Genomic DNA, 19,564 nt, shown 5'->3' with positions numbered 1-19,564 from the left:
CATTCGAACTATCCTATGTTTTGTAAAAGCTTTCATATATAAGAATTAGTAAATTTTTAACAATTAGACAGATCTTCACTAGAATTATTAGGTATATTTGATCGATTTGGGTTTTAATGGTAAGTACATTATTACTGCATTTAAATATTTGTCTCATCACCATATTCTGTGATGTTCACACAATTCCGGTAATAAGTTAGCGAGATTGATACTCAATCTAGAGTAGCTCCTTCGTCAGCTTGCAGACCACTAAGTGGGTAGAATGGAAGTGGTCAAGCGCTTTCCTTGACGGCTTCCATTCTAGCCACTACAATGCGGAAAGCTGATGAAGGGCATGGTTAAGCAACCTGATTTTTATAAGTTTTACCTGTACATTCCAAAAATACACGTAGCCGAAATCTTTCAAGGTTTCTGAAGCCAAAAGCACGTCTTTTGATGTTCTTAATCTTATGGTTTGTACCTTCAATCCGGCCATTCGTAAAAGGTGTAAGAAAATATTGTAAAATTTGTGCCTTCCAATTTTCTATCGTCTTGGCAACTTGATGAAATGAAGGAAATGGGCTGCTCCATGCGAGTTGAATCCATTCTTCTAAGAGTGAATCAGCTGTATCATAGTCATTCACTTGGTATATTTCTCTAAAGAGTTCTTTTAGAAAATAGGCATATGACAATTCTGAATGCTCTTTGAGCATCTCGTCTAATTGTTGTTTTTCATTAGCCGTTAACTTTTCAGAACCTTTCAAGAGAAAAAAGGTAGGGTATTCTCTGATTTGGACAAAAACACATTCCAGAGAAAGGAGAACCCTACCTATGTCTAAAAGTATACCGAATGTAGACTGGGCAAATCAACTGGAAAGTGTGATTCGTCAGTTTGTAAAGGAAAAATTAGAACTGATCATGCGGGAAGAAATGAAAAATTTCCTCGAAATCGAACAGGCCGGAACATCGAATATGAGAAACGGCTACTATCAACGAAATCTAGATACGCAATATGGCCGGATTGAAGGCCTTTTGGTCCCAAGAGATCGAAATGGGGAATTTCAAACGCAGCTGTTTGCCCCTTACCAACGTCATACTGGTTGGCTCGAGGAAGCCGTCATCAAAATGTATCAAAGTGGCATGAGTACGAGGGAAATTGGCAAGTTTATCGAACGAATTTTAGGAAATGCCTATTCTCCAACGACGATCAGTCGTATTACCGATGTCGTGAAGGAAGACATCGAGAAATGGCACAATCGTCCTCTACATCAGCGTTATTCGGTCTTATATTTGGATGGTTTATACGTAAAACTTCGTCGCGAAACCGTGGAGAAAGAAGTCATTTATGTGGTGTTAGGGGTGAACGAAGAAGGAAATCGCGAAATTCTTGATTTCTTTGTGGGAGGACAAGAAAGTGCCTATGTATGGCAAGAAATTCTTCAAAACCTCTACCAAAGAGGCGTCAAGGAAGTGCTTCTGGGAGTATTCGATGGTCTTCCGGGGCTGGAGGAAGCTTTTCGCTCGGTTTATCCGAAAGCCGATGTGCAGCGTTGTGTCGTTCACAAAGTACGTAATACCTTACATCGTGTTCGGAAAAAAGATCAATTTGAAGTGGCAGAGGATCTCAAACTGATTTATCGCGCACCGAATAAGGAGATAGCGTTACAGATGTTTCAACAGTTTGAGTCGAAATGGTCCAGCAAGTACCCGAGAGAAGTCCAATCTTGGGCCAATGAGTTGGATGTCCTCCTTACATTTATGGATTATCCAAGCAGTATTCGAAGTGTGATTTACACGACGAATGCCATCGAACGAACAATCAAGGAGATTCGGAAACGCCTAAAGCCGATGAACAGTTTGAGCAGTTTAGAAGCCGCTGAAAAAGTCGTGTATTTGACCATTCAAGATTTTAATGAGAAATGGGCAGGGCGAAAGTTACGAGGATTTGCCGAAGCGCATGAAGCCCTTCAACGAATGTTTGAAGAACGTTATTGTTAACCAAATATTGTAAATAAACAAAATAAGGGGATTCTCCCTTTCCACACAGGAGACTGAATATTGAGTCTCTTGTGTAGAGGAAATATCCCCCTCTATTCTAAATCCATTTCAGAGATACCCTATCTATTTCAGAGATACCCTATCTATCTTACATTACACAAAATTCTTGACGGTACCGTTGAAAAATCTTTAATAGTAGTGATACTTTTATTAATGATATTTAAACCATTTTAGTAGATAAAAATTTGCATTGCACTTAAAAAACCACAATTTCGTTGTGGTTTTTGTATTGATTAAAACAGGAGAGCATTGCATATTATTAGCTCCGGTAATATACGTAGCTCCTAGAAAATGCATTCTAATTTTCTGCGTGGGATGGATAGCTGCTGCAGCTACCGTTGTTGTGCGGATGCTAAGGCCTAGGTAGAACCCGAAAGGACGATTTGCCCGAGGCAGGCTACTTGCGGGTCACGTCCTGTGCGTTGGAGGCTCACCAGCCATTAGCGAGCCCGAAAGTATATTCCCGGAGCATCTAAATACTAAAAATTCGGATTTATAAACGACCAATATGTTTTGTCATGGTCTTCAAGGTTAACTTAATTTTTCTATAACTGCTTTTGTAACACCTTTCGTAGATTGAGGGTTTTGCCCAGTAATTAAATTGCCGTCCACCTCGAAGTGAGCAGACCAGTTTGGAGCAGCTACAAAAATTGCCCCTAACTCCCGAATTCTGCTTTCCAAAAGAAATGGAAGCTGGTCCCTTAGTCCGGTATCCGCCTCTTCTCTGTCTGTAAAAGCATTAACGCGTTTGCCGAAAACAAGCAGTTGACCGTTAGACAATGTTGTTCCAACCAATCCAGCAGGACCATGGCAAACAGCAGCAACAATCTTACCTTCTTCGTAGAAGTCCCGTAATAATTCTTGAAGTTTTTTATTGTTAGGAAGGTCAAACATTGTACCATGTCCTCCCGGCAGAAAAATGGCATCAAATTCTTGGGAAGATATTGCATCTAATTTTATCGTATTCTGTAAATATTTTTCAGTATCCAAAATCTCTTGTGGAGTATTTCCATCGGCACTGGCCGGGTCAATTGTACTTTTTCCTCCCAAGGGACTTGCAACTGTGATGTGGTACCCTCTTTTCGTAAATTCTATATACGCCTCTGCAAATTCTGACAACCAAACACCAGTTTGCTTGCCATTACTAAGCTCTTTATGATTCGTAACAACCATTAAAATCTTTTTTGTCATAAGGTTTTGCCTCCTTTTAAATGATCTTTGTTTCATTAATTATTTTAAATCCGCCATAACTATAAAACAAATTATGTTTTTATGGATTATATATAAATATTTTTATTTTAAAATACAAGGGTATACTTGCACAATTCTAATAAATGACTGGATATAAAAATTAAAAAAGTCATCCAGCATAAACTGAATGACTATATAGTTGAGGAATTAGTTATTTTTTATTGAGAGGGCAGCTGTGATTTTATTGATTTCTGGCAAATGTTTATTTTTTGTTTTATATGCAATATATAATTTGTTGCTTACCTTTAATTCCTTAAATAATACTTTTGCTTTTGCTTCCTGCATCGAATTTAACAGAATATAAGTCGGAATTAGACTTATTCCTATTCCGCTTTCTATAGCCTTTAAAATAAGATGCAGATTAGGAATAACATGAATCGGTTTAATAATTGGCCGTCTTTTAAAGTGTTCTCTCCATAGCCTTCTAATTATTGGCAACTCCAATCCATAACTAATCCATTTTTGGGACAAAAGAAATTTTTCCTTAGATTTCAAATCTAAATTCTCCGGTATTTCTAAATAATCAGGTGCAACAATGACAAACTCCTCTTCATGCAAAAAAGAATATTCAATTTCAGGCGATTGATACTTTTTTGAAGTAATAACGATATCTATTTTGTCTTCCTTTAATAATTCAAGTAACTGGTCGGCAGTTCCAAATTGTGAAACAGTATATGAATTAAATTCATTAAGTTTTGAAAGGATATTTTCATAATAATATTCCATTGGAGAGCCGATTCTTATAATGGACAAAGCGGGTGAAGAGGTAGACTGAAAACTTAAACTAGTCGCTTCTAACGACTCAATAAGCGGGGCTACTTGTGAATATAACTCCTTTCCTCTTTCCGTGGGCACCATTTTTCTTGAAGTTCTGGTAAACAAAGGTTCGCCAACTTCGGATTCTAAAGATGCCAAGTGTTGACTCAATGCAGGTTGTGTCATAATTCGGGCTTTGGCCGCTTCGGAAACTGAATTGTACTTATATATATAGACAAAACTCCTGTACCATTCAAAATCTACCATTAAATCACCTCTTATTTTAGGATAATATTAGCAGGCTTAACGATAAGAATAGGCTTTACTATATTAAAGCATAATTTTTCCTTAATAAATGTACAAGAGAATTGTATTTGCTCGCCATTAAAAGCCAAATAACCGCATCATAAGAAGCTGGTTTTCCATTTATCGTTATGGGGTAACTATGGAAGTTAAACTTTCATGGTTGCCCCTTTTTATATGGTAAATTCCTTCCAATTTAAAGAGATAAACGAATCCCCTCTGTATCTTCTCTTGCAATTCCTCCTTTTCTCCTTAACCACTGCGACTGGGTTATCTTCATCATTTTTGCCGCAGTTTATTTATTAGCAAAATTATAGGCTGAAAAATGATAAATACGACATTTTTCCCATATGGACAGCATATTGTTTTTAATAAAGAACATTTCATGGAGGAGGAAGAATGGGAAACAGCCGGGGGGCAATTAATAAAAGCTCCGTACTTTTCGTTATTGCGACTGTCTTAATTTTTTGGCTGAATGTGCCGACTGGAAGCGCAGACATAAAAGATGAAGCGAAAGTTCTAGTAATCTATACATCAAGGGACGGGGAAATCGATGAATATCAGCGGTCCTTGGATATGTTAATCAGTCACTTTACGAATGACGTCACCTTTATAAGCAGCGAGGAAGTGGAGAAAAACGATTTACGTAACGTTACTCATCTGTTCTATTATGGACAGGTCAATGCTCGGCTTCCATCCACTTTCGTTACCTTGTTTGATGATTATAGCGGAACCTTTGTAGCGATTGGCTACAATTCCGATCAGCTCGGTGACAAGTTCGCATTTGTTACTCCGCTGCATGAAAGGGAAGTGAATCAAGTGAATTTAACAAGCAATAAGGAGGATGTATTCGATGTAATAAGCCAAAATATCATTCATATCGAGGTAACTGAAGATACGGAAATAGTAATAGAGGGGAAAAAGATTGGAGATATAATTTCTTATCCTATATTAGTAAAAAACGAAAATCATTATTTTTATGCGGTTGATAGCATTTCCTCACAAAAGTCCATCTTATTTGGAGAAATTCTCCATGGCATTTTTAACGCTAATCATGATGCCAAACACCCAGCATATATCCGGCTTGAAGATATCCACCCGTTAGTAGACCCAGAAAATGTAAGGCAAATTGCTGAAATTTTAAAGGAAAAAAATATCTCATATATGGTAGCGGTTATTCCAGTTTATACAAACCCAATAACAGGGGAGAAACACCATTTTTCAAATTCCCCAGAGCTGTTAAAAGTGCTAAAAGAGATGCAGAAGGACGGAGGAAGTATTGTTCTCCATGGCTATACCCATCAGTTCAGGGAAAGTGAGACAGGGGAAGGCTTTGAATTTTGGGATGTTGAAAATAATACTCCTGTTTATGCTCCGCCTGATGAAACAATTACTTTGCAAAATGAAAATGACTTTAACACGAAAGCTGAATATGAAAGCTATATTCGGAATTTGCAAGAGTATGAAAGAGAATATATTGAGTCAAAGATAACTAGAGGAATTCAGGAATTGGTTAATTATGGACTATACCCTCTTGCTTTTGAAGCGCCGCAATATACAATGTCCCAAAATGGATACACTGTTATTTCTGAATACTTTTCTACGTATGTCGGGCAAATCCAATTAAGTGACAACGATTGGGAGATAATGGATAGTACTCCGTATATTACTTCCCCATCATTTTTAAATGGAATGCAATTACTGCCAGAGACGCTTGGGTACGTGAGACCAGATGACCCTGATGCCATTCAAAATATGATGAAAAAGGCTGAAGGATTTCAACATACAAAAGATGGAATGCTTGCTGCCTTCTATCATCCATATTTGGGTGTCGAGCGCTTTGTGAAGTTGATTTCCGAAATGGAGAAACTGCCAAATATTACCTGGATTGATTTAAACCCGAGTTCGACAGTAAATAGGCACAAATTCACTTTTTAATAAAATGTATTTCCTATGATATCAATCTTTTCGTGGATTTGTGCTTAAAATTTTTTGAATTTTACATAGGCACACGTTTAATAAAATTTATGTTTACATTATAATGTTTATGAATTATAATATAGGCATGTATATTAGAAGAGTGACTCGCAAAAACAAAGATGGATCAAGAGTTTCGTACATTCAGCTCGCTCATAACGTGTGGGATCCGAAGGCCAAATATGCGAAAGCGAAGGTGATCTATTCATTCGGTCGTGAAGATGATCTCGATATGGCCGTACTCGAACGACTGGCCCAAAGTATCAATCGATTCCTCACACCCGAAGAGGCACTGAAGTCGAAACAAAAAATTAGAGATACAGCTGAATTTTTATTCCGGTCTGTCAAGCAACTGGGTGGCATTTGGCTATTTGATCAACTTTGGAAAAAATTAGGGATGGATACGATTCTCGAAGAGATTTTTAAAGAGCGCAAGCACGAAATCAATTTAGAACGTGCCATTTTTGCAATGGTCGCAAACCGTGCGCTTGCCCCTTCCAGTAAATTAGGAATGGAAGAATGGATATCCGAAGATGTCTATCTCCCTGGGCTTCCAAGTGTTCATTGCCATCAGCTTTACCGTGCCATGGACAAGTTATTGGATGCCCAAAGCTTGTTGGAAGATCGTGTATTTGACAATGTTTCCAACCTGTTCAATCTAGAAGTTGATCTTCTCTATTTCGATACGACATCCAGTTACTTTGAAGTCGCTCCCGACGAAACCCCGGAAGATGACGATTTTCGGCTTCAAGGATACTCGAAAGATAAACGTCCGGACCTCGTACAAACGGTGATTGGACTAGCGGTTACACGTGAAGGCATTCCCATTAAAGTGTGGTCTTGGCCGGGAAACACGATGGATATGAATGTGATTGAGGAAGTGAAGAAAGATTTGATGGGTTGGCGCCTTGGGCGCATAATCCATGTGATGGATCGTGGTTTTTCCTCCGAAGAAAATCTACGCATCCTACAACGTGGTGCCGGACATTATATTATTGGCGAACGGATGCGGGCAGGCAAAAAGGATGTGGAAGCTGCACTTAGTAAACGTGGACGGTTCCATGCCATTCGTGAAAACCTCTTAGTAAAAGAATCGATTGTTGGAGATGGCGAAGCCAGAAAGCGCTATGTGATCGCCTATAATCCGGAAGAAGCCGAACGTGACCGCCGTCAAAGAAAGGAAATCATCTGTGCCGTTGAGGAGCAGCTTGAAAATTTGAAACAATTACCGAATGAAGCCCACCACAAACGGGCATGTGCTTTACGGGCGCATAAAGTGTACGGGAAATATATCCGCCAATTGAAAGATGGTACCTTGAAACTGAATAAGCAAGCCATACGGGATGAAGAGAAATACGATGGCAAATACTTAATCCGGACATCCGACGATACGTTATCCCTTGAGGATATTGCGTTAGGGTATAAGCAGTTACTTCAAGTCGAAAGCGCTTTTCGAACGTTAAAGTCCACATTAAACATACGGCCGATGTACCATCGGCTAGAGAGACGAATTCGAGCTCATATCATCATTAATTGGCTGGCACTTTTACTTGTCAGGTTGATTGAAAATGAAACCGGCTCGAGTTGGAATTCCGTGCGTCGTGAGGTCCAAAGGCTTCAAGTGGGTCATTTCACCACGAAGGATGGAGATCTATATCGTACGACGACACCAACCGCCAAACAGAAAGAGATTTTCAATAAAGTAGGCGTGAATCTGCCTCCTGAAATTTTAGAAATCAAACCGAAAAGCTAGTAACACAATAATTATGCCCTTTTTACCCCTCAAAACCTTGATACACAAAGCTTTGAGGGGCATTCGTTTACCTAGCAACTGTCGAACTCGGGATAACCATTGAAAATGATATTGTCTTTACCTTACGTTTGGTAGAAGAATATCCGATTCGGCTTTCTGAAAGAGATTTACTTCCGGAATTTGATCTCCCTTTTTAGGGGGATCTTTTTATGTATTTTGACTGAAATAAAGTGCTTAAAAATTTTCAAATTCTGAAATAAAGTGAAAAATAATCACATTATTCCAGATTTTAGGCCGGTTTATTTTGATAAACTGGTGCTGGGATAATGTGCTGATTTACAATACTCACTTATTCTTGATAAGAATTTTGATATTGATGACATTAACAAAATAGATGCTTATCGAATAGTAGATGGCCGAGGTGTTGATATTATTGTGATATATAATACTGAAAAAATCATAGCAAAACAATGTAATAACTGTAAGCAATTAAAGTTGATTAGATATTACTATAAAAGTAATAAGGGTTATGGGAAATGTCGTCCAGAATGTGAGGCGTGTTCAAAAGATAGAGTGAGAAGTACTAAATATACTCCTCTAAATTTAATTGTTATAGATAATAAATTATACATAGAGGGAAATGATTTTTTAAAAGAAGTTACGACGATAAGTCATAATATTGGTAATTATAATACCTTAAATGCCGTACTAATTGAACGAGGAACAAAAGAGATAAGTACTGTTGTGATCTATGATGGCACAAAGATAATGTTTAAAGAGTGTAATCAGTGTAACAAAATTAAGTACTATACGGAATTTCACAAAAGTAGTAGAGGTTTTGGAAATACAATGGCATGTTGTCGTGATTGCAGAAACAAGACAAATATGCGACGTAATGTTCTAATTGTTCATAAGACGGTAAATGACAAAGAAGTTGCAATGAAACAATGCTCGAAATGTAATGAACTTATAGCTCTAGAAAATTATAGAGCAGGGAGAGGAGCTGGGGGAAGGAAGAGTATTTGTATAGATTGTGAAAAAAAGTGGCACAAGGAATACCGTACAACACAAAAGAAAGTCGTTAGTAAAAGAAAAAAAGTTGCTTATAGGAAAAAGAGAGCTGTATATATTGAAAAAGCAAGAATGGTTTATCTACTAAATCCTACAAAAATAAAAGAAAGGTCAAGAAAATATTATGCAAATAACTCGGACAAATTTAAGGAGAATAATAAAATTTGGAGAAAAAATAATCCAAATAAGGTTAACGTATATAGGCTTAATCATGAAGCTAAAAAAAGAGAGCTGCCAAACACGCTTACCGAAAAGGAATACCAAAGTATTTTAAATTATTTCTCGAATCAATGTTCATTATCGGGGGAAAAAGAAAATCTACATAAGGACCATTTTGTTTGTTTAGACACTGGACATTGTGGTACTTATATCGGAAATATAATTCCCCTTAATGCAAACTTAAATATGAGCAAAAATAGTATAAACCCATTTAAATGGATTAAAAGATACCCTGAATATCAAAAAAGATTTGATAAGGTAGTGAGGTATCTAGCAAAACAAAACAATTTAACTACTCAAGAGTTTAAGGATTTTGTTTATTGGTGCTATGAAAATCCTAGGGATAATAATCAAATTAAAAAGGATAAGCGAACATCTATTGAAATTTGGTTAAATCTAAATAAAACCTAATGTTATATTTATCTGAGATAAAAAATAGAGCCATTCGACTTTTTATGAGTTGAATGGCCTTTTTCCTGAGAAGTTTTTTAACATATTCGAATCAGACAAGGTGTAGGTTAGAATAATATTAAAAGTAATATTATAAAAGATTTTTCTATTAGTCACTTAATTTTCGTAAATTTTATTACCAATGCATACATTATTCGAGCTAATTATAAAAAGATAAAACAATTAGGGTGAGTGATTGTCAATTTCTAGTAAATTTTGAATATTTTTGGCGTATAATGTAAAATTACTATAATAATAGTCTTATAATAGGAGAAATATTAATGAGGCAAAATGAGTTATTAATATTTGATAGGTTTAAATTAAACACTGATGCTGTAGAAACAAATAGAGGATTTCTATATCAGTATTTAAAGACTTTAGAGACATGGCTAATTAATGTAATAGAAGGTACTAATTTTACATTATATTGTGAGACAGAAGATGATATGAAAGAAATTGATGAAGATTTATTGTCTGTAAAATTCACCCAAATAAAATGTTATTCAAGTAATTTAGGGACTCAAGATGAGGAGATTTCAAAGTCTCTTTATAATTTTTTTATTTTATATAATTTATATAAGGACTATAACGGTTTATTTGTATTTGAAACTAACACTAGTATTAAAAGAAATGATAAACTGCTAAAGGCTTGGGTTAATAATCAGGATAGCATGGATTTAGAACTTTTTAATCAGTGTATATCAAGGGTTAAAGAGCTTCTTGAAAGTATTATTAATAAGAAATTAGATAATAGCTTATCGCAATTGAACAATAGAATAGAAAAGTATAGAAAGAGAAATGACAAAGAAAAAATTACATTATTGAAGAAAGAAAGATTCAATATTATCTATGACACTGCCCATTTGTTGAACATTCTAAAGGATAAAAGTATTTTGGAGTCGTTTACAAAAAAAATTAGATGGTCGTTTGAAAATATTAAAGGTAGTACTGCTGTAGAAAATCTAAAAATGAAATGCATGACATTAATATATCAATACACCAAAAATAATTCATATCTCTTACTAACTAGACTGCTATCAGAGATTTATTTCAAATCATCTAGTAGTGAAAAAGAAGGAAGGAAATTAGATAAAATATTATTGGATAGAATTATTAACGAATCTGAAGAAGAGATGTTTGAAAGAACCAATGGTGAAATTCTTGGTAGTATTCATGAAATATCGGGAAAGTTAGATGAAATGCATCAGTTTTTAGGTAAACAGTTTGCAGACTTGAAAGAAAGAATACCTGAGTCCCCGGCAATGTTAGAAACAACTTATGATCTTCCTTATTACGATGGTAAAAGTATAAAAGAATTTATAAATAATGAATCCAATAATAATCAGAGTAGATTGGAAGGTAAAATAAAGTTGATGAATCTAGAAGAGGAACTGGAGTCAGATTTGATACAGATTGCAACTTCTTTCCGGTGTAGATACCTTATACATCTAGAGCAACTACAATTAAATGGGTTGGAGGAACAGTATAATACATTAAAAGCACTTGAGGAATCAGTTAAGCAAGAATGTTTTGAAGCAAAACTTTTGATTGAAAGTAAAGATAATTTCAATTCAGCCTTATTCTGGAAAGAGTTTAAAAAAAAGTTAGAGTTATTTGCAAAAGATAAGAAAATAGATAATCCCTCGGTAGTCCATGCTCAAATGTATCAAATGGCTGCAGAATGTCCTTTAAGATGGAGTAAGGTGGGGAGTTAATGAAATTCGATAATGATAGATTTTATGAGATTTTAATAAAAAATAATATGGGACTGGATGTAATTCCACCAGAACAACAAATTAAATATATAAAACCTGATAATGATTTTGACTTTCATTCATACCGAATAATTTTACTTATAAAAATTTGTGGAATAATTAAGTCTGATATATCTCCATTTGAGTCATTATATGGTAGAAGAAAATTCGCATTTTACGATTTTTTAATTAGATATCCATTTTATTTAGAAAAGGTATGCAAGATTAAAAATAAAAGTGAAGAAGTTATAAGCTCATTGGATTTAAAAACATTTGAAAAGGAAGAAGTTTTCTCCCCTATGGTTAAGTACATAAGGGGTCCGTGGGATTTTGAATATGAAAATATATTTAACTACTTAATAAGTAAAGACCTAGTTAATGTTTATTATGGTAATGTAACTAAAAGTCAAAAACAACTTATTTTAACATTAACAGAAAGTGGTAATAGCCTTGCTTTAAAGATAAAGGAAATGGAAAATGTATGGGTAAGAAGAATGGAAGTAATAAATAAACTTTTTAGAGTAGATGCAACTAACAAAACAATTGATGATTTTATAGAAAAAAATCTTGAAGAATTATTCAAAGGGCTGGGTGAGCTGGTAGATGTTAATTGAGGCAATAGAGATAAAAATAAAGGGGCAAAGTGGGAAAGAATACGGAAGGTATATTAATTTTACAAACAAAGGAAAAACAAAAGAAATAAACTTAATATATGGTAAAAATACTCTTGGTAAATCAACCCTAATTGAAAGTTTGATTTTTGGGCTTTCTGGTGAGGATATTTACCCCCAAAAAAAGAAAAATGACGTAGCGGATTATAGTCTTATAATAGATAAGTTTTTTAATGATACCATCTTAGAAAGTGAAGTGTTAGTTCAATTAAATAATGAAAAAGAACGAATTGTAATATGTAGAAATACACTAGAAAAATCTGAACCAGTAAAAGTATATTGGAATTGTAGCATTGAAAACTATAAAGAATCAAAAAAAGTAACCTATTTAAAAGTGAAAAAGGATAGAAATATAAAGGGCAATAAAACTTATCAAGAATTTCTATTTGAATATTTTGGAATACCTATTTATAAAAATACACCAGCCTTTGGGGAAAAGAACGAAATTGAAACACAAGGGAACACTTTAATATTCTATATCCAAAACTTATTACCATTATTTATTATAAATCAACATGCATGGGGAGATATTCAAGCAATAAATCCTCGATATGGACTTAAAGATGTAAAAAAGATAGCATTTGATGTAATAATGGGTTTTTCTAATACTACTAATATAACAGATAAATTCTTATTAAATAGTTTGCATAGTGAGTTAAGGCAAAAAAAATCGTCGATTGTTGATGTAGAGGAAGTATTATCAACATCTAAATTTAAAGATTTTAAAACACTTGATGAAGAGATAACGAGTCTGCATAACGAGTTAGATATGTATAGAAAAAAATTAGTCGAAATTGAGAATGCTAAAATAGATGATAATAATATATTAAAACCATTTAAGGATAAATATAAACGGTTGATGTCTCTTAAAAAACGTTTTGAAGAAAAAATAGTTAGCCTTGATAATGAAATTAAAGAGTATGACTTCTATTTAAATAAAATATTAATGGACATAGAAAAACTTGATAAATTAAAAACTGCAAAGAAACTTATAGGCTCTTTACCTGTCAAGAAGTGTCCCCATTGTAATAATGAGGTTACCATTGATGAAGATTATGAATTGGAAACTAATCATTGTAGTGTATGTTCACATGAAATGATGTCTAGGAATTATTCAAAACCAGATGAATTATTAGGCTACCTAATAGATGAGGAAAAGGATTTCCGAAGGTTAAAAAATATTAAAGTCAAAGAGAGAGCAAAGATTGAAAGCAATCTCTTCATTGTAAAGCTTGATTTGTTAGAGATCCAAAAAACCATTGAAGATTTTCAGGGGGAGTTAAAACCTTATAATTTGAAAGAATACCACCTTGTTTCTCGTGAGATTGGTAGAATAAATAATACTATTATAAATTTGCAAAAAGACAGAGAAATAATTTTAAAGTATGAGAATTTAAGAGGAAATATTGAAGTATTGAATAATAAAATTGATACAATAAACCAAAGAATTAAGAATAATGAATCTAAAGTTGATGACAAAACCAAATTGAAATTCTTCCAAAGGAATTTTAAGAAATATCTTTCTGGATTAGACTTTCTAAAAGACGGTATTGATTATTCAAGAGTAGTAAATTCACAAAAAGATAATATGTCAGAGGAAGAAGCCATGAAAGTAGTATCCGAAGAGATATATAAAGATATTATAATTGACGATGAGGATTATTTACCAAAGCTAAATAATAGGAATTTATACAGTATTACTTCTAGTAGTGGTTTAATTAGAATAATTTTAGCCTACTATTTAGCTCTACTCAGGACAGGACTAGAGTTTAAAAAGGCTACAAATCATCCATTAATTTTAATTTTGGATGAGCCAAGACAACAAAACTTAGACTTAGAATCTTATAATAAATTTACTAACTTTTTAATAAAGTTAAGAAAAAAATTCCCTAGTCAGTTTGAAATTATATTAGCTTCGGGGGATAAAGGAAGTCTAAGTGAAAGTGATATCTCATTAAATTTAGAAAACAACTATTTAATACAAGAAAGATAAGGTGGGGCGTTTTTCAGTGATAAGTAAATTATTAAATGATATAGTAAAAGTAGTTTATTAATTTTAAAAACAAAACGATTTCATAATAATTCACTTTACACAATTTTTTCACAAACTCCTAAGAAACCTAATAATATCAAGGGTCAAGAGGGGCTATTGTATCCCGACCACCGGTATCTTTAAAACAAGATTAATCACGTTTGTTAAATAATAGAAATGGCTCTAATTCTTATTTCACAAGGGTTAGGGATTTTTTTAATACTTTCTTTGCCAATCGAACTAAAGGAAATAAAATAATACGTTTTTGCACTCATTATACGCATTTTTTTACGCATATTTTCAACCAACCATAGTTTCAAAAGTTTGCATTGTTATTTGTTCATCTTGCAAACGTAATTCCTATAAAACATGTGTATATTCCTTTAGTGTTGTCTCAATATCGCTATGACCTAATCTTTCACTAACGTAGTGAATGAAAGCTTTTGATAAAGAAGTACGCTTGCATGGGTGTGTCTTAATCCATGGACAGTTATCGGTTCTATGTTTAACTCGTCAAGTAGTTTCTTTTGCAATTTGTTTGTGTTGGTATTACTGATAATGCTTTAATGTGGTTGGACTAACAATTGGTTTTTTTAAAATTTCAATCCAATCCTCAAAATATTGTTTAAAAACAATTTTACCTGCAACTGTAGTTGGGGCTAAACTATTGCTAAGTGCTTCAACCTCAGTAGCAGCGACTCTTGCTTCCTTTTTTGTACGAAATCCACGTTTTCTACTAGGTTTAGAAACTCCATTTACCATTCTGCTAATCGTATATTCATAAGTTTTCCCTTTTTTCCCTTTACGTTCTCATATATATATAATAGACTGATTCTCCTCATCTAGTTGGAATTAGATAAGGGTGATCTTCATATGGTCGAAATGAAATCACCCTTATCTCAAATGTTTTTTATTATTTTGTATAATGAATTAATTGAATGGTTTGTATTTGTAGGGTGACATTTGCTCTTTTAAAGAGCTGCGGGGTTCTTTGAACGAGGTTTTAGTTCCTTTTGCTATTAGTACTTCAAGCTCAACGGCTGCGATAAGTGCTTGTTTTTTTGTAAGAACTCCAACTTTTAAAACTCGTTGTGTTTGGCCATTAATTTTTTGTAAACTGTGCATTCAAAACCTTTTCCACGTTGTCTTATATATGTCATAACTATATTCGCTTTATTCTAAGATTAATTTTCTATATGTGATAGTAGATGTGTTGACACCTCTATCTTTAAAGTTACTTGAATATTGCATAGTAGTTCATTTTATCTACATTATTTCCTTCTGAAAATATTTTTTTGGAGTTTTTTCCGGAAATTCCACCATTTTTGAGCATGGAATGACCACGACTGACCGCTTGATTTAGGATAGAAGACCAATCCACCATGATCTAAGTCGAGATGCTTGGAGATTGAGGACGGGTTATGCAAACAAAATAGTATTCGTATCACATCCTTTCTATAAATTTATCAGCTTATATATTAATCATAATTGGGCTGCTTTTATAAACCAAAGTTATTTGGTTCAAGCACGAAAACAGTTTTTCATTAGATAATTTCAACGTTAGCTATATTGATAAAACCACATACAAGTGTGTAAATTTAGGAAATGAGAACTAATGTGAAGTGTTTTAACTCCCTTGAATTGGTGAGCGTATCAGATATTGACAGAGTATCTTATGGTATCTATGGATAAAAAAAAGAATCGGTAGGTTTTCCGATTCTTTTACTATGATATTAATTGGAAATTTATCACAACCGCTTCTATTCACATTGTTTTTTCCTTACCTGTTTTAGAGCATCAATATGATTCTCTTCACCTTCTTTCTCCATCTTTAAAATGATATGATCATCTAAATCTGTATGTATCGCCAATTTAACCAATACTCTCAACTTAGCATCCATTGTTCCATCTTCGTTCCCGTTTTGATGTCCCTCTCTATATCCTGTTAAGTAACTATCTTTTAATTGATTCTGTATATTTTGTAAAATCTGATTGGAAGATTCTTTAAATTGCTCTGTGAATTTATCATAAGCCCTATTAAGGTTCAAGGAGTACATTAATTCATCAATGTTGTTGTCCATTACTATTACCTCCAATACATGATGTTGCATTCATTACAAAAGAATATTATTAATTGGGGAATTCGTCAAATCATTTAATGTTTTGTCGTAGTAATTTAACTTGGATTATAGTATCAAAAGCAATACATCCTTTGCCCTCATCGTTCACAATATAGTATTCTTCTTCCTTTTGATCATAAAGTAAGTTGTAAACTTTTCCGTATTTCACTCCAAAGGCATTTAGTTTTTGAACATTGTTTTCTTCAATTAAAATATGCGTACATTCTTCGTAAGTTGAAACGACAGTAAATTGGATATTCATTTGTTAAACCCCTCCTAAAAATAGAATACTCTGGCTTTATATTTGCACTATTAAAATTCAATAAACTTTAGTTTGTTTCTTATACATAATCCATACTAATGTCCCTTTTGGGAAAATAACAGGATTTATGATAGGTGTTCGTTTTATTTTTGATGTAATCCAATGGAATGATGGGGAAACTAACAGGAAAATTTGGTTCCAAGGTATTTTAATAGATTATTATTTAATTTTATACAAGCTTAAATTGAAAAATCAATATAATATGGTTCGAGAGTTAAACTTTTTAAAATGGTATTTATAGAGCCAATTTTACCGTTTGGGTATAATTACACAAAATGGATATATAATGTAAACCCCTGAGAACCCGCATTATATAAGTTTTTTTGTCTAACTACTTACCATTTACTATAGTAAATCGTTCATATGTGTAAAATTTTTCCCGAGAGGAATTCAAGAAAATTTCTTGAAAAAAAGAAAGAAGACATCCTATCATAAATGTATGCTTGCCAGCAATTACATTTTAGAAAAGGAGCCTTCTCATGAGTAACATGATAACAAAAATATATGAGCTTTTAAAGAATACCGACGATTTCATTGCTTCCTGAAGAATAGCTTCAAATATATATCTACGAGACGTTTGCTTTATTAGTGGGAAAAGTACTGGACCAATTAGATGAAGCAATAAAAGTAAAGAAGCAAAAGGAAGGTTGGATGGTTGAAAGGACCGATTGGAAAACCATTCCGTTTACGTTTGGGGCTGTCCGTTTCAGCCGTACCCTCATGCATAATCAAAACGGGAAACCCCATTATCCCTTTGATGAGTTGCTTTGCATCAAGAAAGATCAAAGGTACAACTCATTCGTCGGAGTGAAGGTGGCAGAACTGGCCAACAAAAGTGATTATCGTGAAGTGCCCGAATGCTGGAAGAGGTATGCACTGTATAAAAGACATACCGAGAAAATCTTGACACATACGAATATCGGTTAAGTGTTTAAAGGTTCTTTTGGTTGTGGTATAATTAGTTTCTGTCATGTAGATACTCCTTACTTATTGGTTTCGTCGCTTTTAAGTATACCGTATCTACATGTTTCTTTATGCATATGTGTAAAATATTACTCGGGGGTTAAAATACCACGTTTTGGAAAATATTAACTGGCAAAAAAAGAGAAGGCACTCTAATATAAATGTAAGCTACCAGGCTTAATACATTTAGAAAGAGGCCTTCTCATGGATAAAATTATATCAAGAATTTATGGATTAATAAAGGAAACAAATAATTTAATTGAATTCGAGGAACAACTTCAAATCTTGATGTATGAAACATTCGCATCATTAGTTGGGGATGTTTTTACTAATATTAATCAAGTAATCAAAGAAAATAAGCAAACGGAAAATTGGACAGTTGAAAGAAACGATGAGAAGACAATCCAATTTATTTTCGGATCTGTTCGCTTTAAGAGGACGCTTATGCATGATGTTAATGGAAATCCACACTATCCCTTAGATGAGTGGCTAGGGTTCATAAAACATCAAAGGTATAGCCCTCTGGTGGAAGTAAAGGTAGCTGAATTAGCAAGTGAAAATACATACCGTGAATCTGCACGTATTTTAAAAGAATGGTCGGCTGTAAATGTTAGCCATACAACAGTCGGTAATATTGTGAAAAAGGTTGGAGAGGCCCAAGCAAAGGCTGACCAAGAAATGGTGGATGAACTTGAAGAATCGGCATCGTTGCCAGAAGGAAAGAAAGTTGATTTTTTATATGCAGAAGCTGATGGTGTATTTGTTCGGGGGACAGAAAGAAAAAAACAGATGGAAGTTTGCCACGGGATTATTTATGAGGGATGGAATAAAAATGGCAAGCGCGTCTCTTTGAGAAACCAAAAGGTAATTATGACAACCCAGCCAACAAACACGTTTTGGAAGGAATTTCAGGCCTTTTCTGCCAATGAATATTCGATAGAAAATACACATGTAATTACGAATAGTGACGGGGGCAGAGGATATACAGCTGAGAAGTTCCAAGAGGCTTTTTCACAGTCGAAACACCAAGTATTAAATCAATTAGACTCGTATCACATAGGTGAAGCCTTAAACCGAGCTTTAGGCTGGAAAAAGAATAAATTCAAGGGGTCTATTCAACAAGCTTTATCAGACCATGATAAAAAGGCCTTTTCATTATATTTGGATACATTTGAAAGTATGCTAACCGACGAAAAAGAGATAAAAAAAGTAAATGATTTTCGAGGTTATATTTTGAATAATTGGGATCGGATTTTTGATTGGCGAGATAAAGTGAAAAGTCATCCAAAAGATGCGCGTGGGTTAGGTGGAATGGAGTCGAATCAACGCCGTATTTCTTTCAGGATGAAGAAAAGAGGTATGCATTGGAGTAAAGAAGGTGCGGAGGCCATGGTAAAAGTAAAACAAGGGATAATCAACGGAACTTTGCGAGACGTATATTTAAAGGCACAAGGACGAAGTGAAAGAAAGCATCGTGAAGTGAAAAGAACCATTCGTATGTCTCAAGTATTACGCCAGCCTACACAACCTTCTATCGGTGTAAAAAACGGTAGTATAAGCTTGTACGTCGCCCACTCAACAGCGACAGGGAAATTATTAAAATGTTTTCGGTAATAGAAGTACCCTAGAATAATTTGTTTGGTTCTTGTTTTTTAGAACCGAACAAATTATTCTAGGCCAGCAAGCGTTAGCGCGGTAGCTGAAATAGCTGTACAAAAATAGAGTGCCTGAAGTATTGGTGTAAAAACAAGACCGAGAAACTCTTGACACATACTCTTTATGCATTTCATTTTACAACGAACCATGAAAACAGTACGATAAATAATAAGAAGAATCCTCTTCACATATTTTCTATAACTCCTTACTTTCCTTAAGGATTCACTTT

At 34.1% G+C, this 19,564-nt stretch carries 15 protein-coding genes and 2 pseudogenes; 9 read left to right on the top strand and 8 right to left on the bottom strand.

Features of this window, described 5'->3' with window-relative positions:
- Positions 1–338 precede the first annotated feature (338 nt).
- A pseudogene (locus tag BN2144_RS18770) lies at positions 339–752 on the bottom strand (ISL3 family transposase); the annotation flags it as partial.
- A 58-nt stretch (positions 753–810) separates the two neighbouring features.
- Between BN2144_RS18770 and BN2144_RS18765 the strand changes: the two are divergent.
- Entirely contained in the window at positions 811–1,977 is a 1,167-nt protein-coding gene (locus BN2144_RS18765; RefSeq protein ID WP_033829734.1) for an IS256 family transposase, read from the top strand.
- A 591-nt stretch (positions 1,978–2,568) separates the two neighbouring features.
- On the opposite strand, the gene BN2144_RS18760 is transcribed toward BN2144_RS18765, so the two are convergent.
- Positions 2,569–3,228, bottom strand: a complete 660-nt coding sequence (locus tag BN2144_RS18760; protein ID WP_033829733.1) for a type 1 glutamine amidotransferase domain-containing protein — start codon at positions 3,226–3,228, stop codon at positions 2,569–2,571.
- 207 nt (positions 3,229–3,435) lie between these two features.
- On the bottom strand, positions 3,436–4,311 hold the full coding sequence (locus BN2144_RS18755) for a LysR family transcriptional regulator (protein WP_033829732.1): 876 nt from the start codon (positions 4,309–4,311) through the stop codon (positions 3,436–3,438).
- 435 nt (positions 4,312–4,746) lie between these two features.
- Between BN2144_RS18755 and BN2144_RS18750 the strand changes: the two genes are divergently transcribed.
- The 6 genes from BN2144_RS18750 (at position 4,747) to BN2144_RS18725 (ending at position 14,235) form a co-directional block, all read left to right on the top strand.
- A complete protein-coding gene (locus tag BN2144_RS18750; RefSeq protein WP_050632372.1) occupies positions 4,747–6,285 on the top strand; it encodes a DUF2334 domain-containing protein in 1,539 nt (512 codons plus the stop codon).
- Positions 6,286–6,412: 127 nt separating this feature from the next.
- Entirely contained in the window at positions 6,413–8,077 is a 1,665-nt protein-coding gene (locus tag BN2144_RS18745) for an IS1634 family transposase (protein WP_033829731.1), read from the top strand.
- 435 nt (positions 8,078–8,512) lie between these two features.
- Complete coding sequence (locus BN2144_RS18740; RefSeq protein ID WP_033829730.1) at positions 8,513–9,778, top strand: hypothetical protein; 1,266 nt, start codon at positions 8,513–8,515, stop codon at positions 9,776–9,778.
- Between the two features lie 320 nt (positions 9,779–10,098).
- Entirely contained in the window at positions 10,099–11,532 is a 1,434-nt protein-coding gene (locus tag BN2144_RS18735; RefSeq protein ID WP_033829729.1) for a hypothetical protein, read from the top strand.
- A complete protein-coding gene (locus BN2144_RS18730) occupies positions 11,532–12,185 on the top strand; it encodes a hypothetical protein (protein ID WP_033829728.1) in 654 nt (217 codons plus the stop codon). Before BN2144_RS18735 ends, BN2144_RS18730 begins: the two co-directional genes overlap by 1 nt.
- Positions 12,175–14,235 (top strand): hypothetical protein, encoded by a 2,061-nt coding sequence (locus BN2144_RS18725; RefSeq protein ID WP_033829727.1) that lies wholly within the window; start codon positions 12,175–12,177, stop codon positions 14,233–14,235. Before BN2144_RS18730 ends, BN2144_RS18725 begins: the two co-directional genes overlap by 11 nt.
- A gap of 588 nt (positions 14,236–14,823) precedes the next feature.
- On the opposite strand, the pseudogene BN2144_RS20525 reads toward BN2144_RS18725, so the two are convergent.
- From BN2144_RS20525 to BN2144_RS18705, 5 genes and pseudogenes are all read right to left on the bottom strand, one after another.
- A pseudogene (locus BN2144_RS20525) lies at positions 14,824–15,048 on the bottom strand (Arm DNA-binding domain-containing protein); the annotation flags it as partial.
- Between the two features lie 156 nt (positions 15,049–15,204).
- Entirely contained in the window at positions 15,205–15,399 is a 195-nt protein-coding gene (locus BN2144_RS18715; protein ID WP_033829725.1) for a hypothetical protein, read from the bottom strand.
- A gap of 146 nt (positions 15,400–15,545) precedes the next feature.
- The gene (locus BN2144_RS21055) at positions 15,546–15,722 is read right to left on the bottom strand and encodes a DUF771 domain-containing protein (RefSeq protein ID WP_407638054.1); all 177 of its coding nucleotides are present in this window, start codon (positions 15,720–15,722) and stop codon (positions 15,546–15,548) included.
- Between the two features lie 312 nt (positions 15,723–16,034).
- On the bottom strand, positions 16,035–16,355 hold the full coding sequence (locus BN2144_RS18710; RefSeq protein WP_033829724.1) for a hypothetical protein: 321 nt from the start codon (positions 16,353–16,355) through the stop codon (positions 16,035–16,037).
- A gap of 70 nt (positions 16,356–16,425) precedes the next feature.
- The gene (locus tag BN2144_RS18705; RefSeq protein WP_033829723.1) at positions 16,426–16,656 is read right to left on the bottom strand and encodes a hypothetical protein; all 231 of its coding nucleotides are present in this window, start codon (positions 16,654–16,656) and stop codon (positions 16,426–16,428) included.
- 618 nt (positions 16,657–17,274) lie between these two features.
- Between BN2144_RS18705 and BN2144_RS18700 the strand changes: the two genes are divergently transcribed.
- Entirely contained in the window at positions 17,275–17,643 is a 369-nt protein-coding gene (locus BN2144_RS18700) for a UPF0236 family transposase-like protein (RefSeq protein WP_139017916.1), read from the top strand.
- Between the two features lie 240 nt (positions 17,644–17,883).
- The gene (locus tag BN2144_RS18695; protein ID WP_033826706.1) at positions 17,884–19,293 is read left to right on the top strand and encodes an ISLre2 family transposase; all 1,410 of its coding nucleotides are present in this window, start codon (positions 17,884–17,886) and stop codon (positions 19,291–19,293) included.
- Positions 19,294–19,564: the final 271 nt, after the last annotated feature.

The sequence above is a fragment of the Bacillus andreraoultii genome (assembly GCF_001244735.1).
Taxonomy (GTDB): Bacteria; Bacillota; Bacilli; order Bacillales; family Caldibacillaceae; genus Caldifermentibacillus; species Caldifermentibacillus andreraoultii.
The sequence above is the reverse complement of the archived record's forward strand: the minus strand, read 5'-3'. Positions and strand labels throughout refer to the sequence as shown.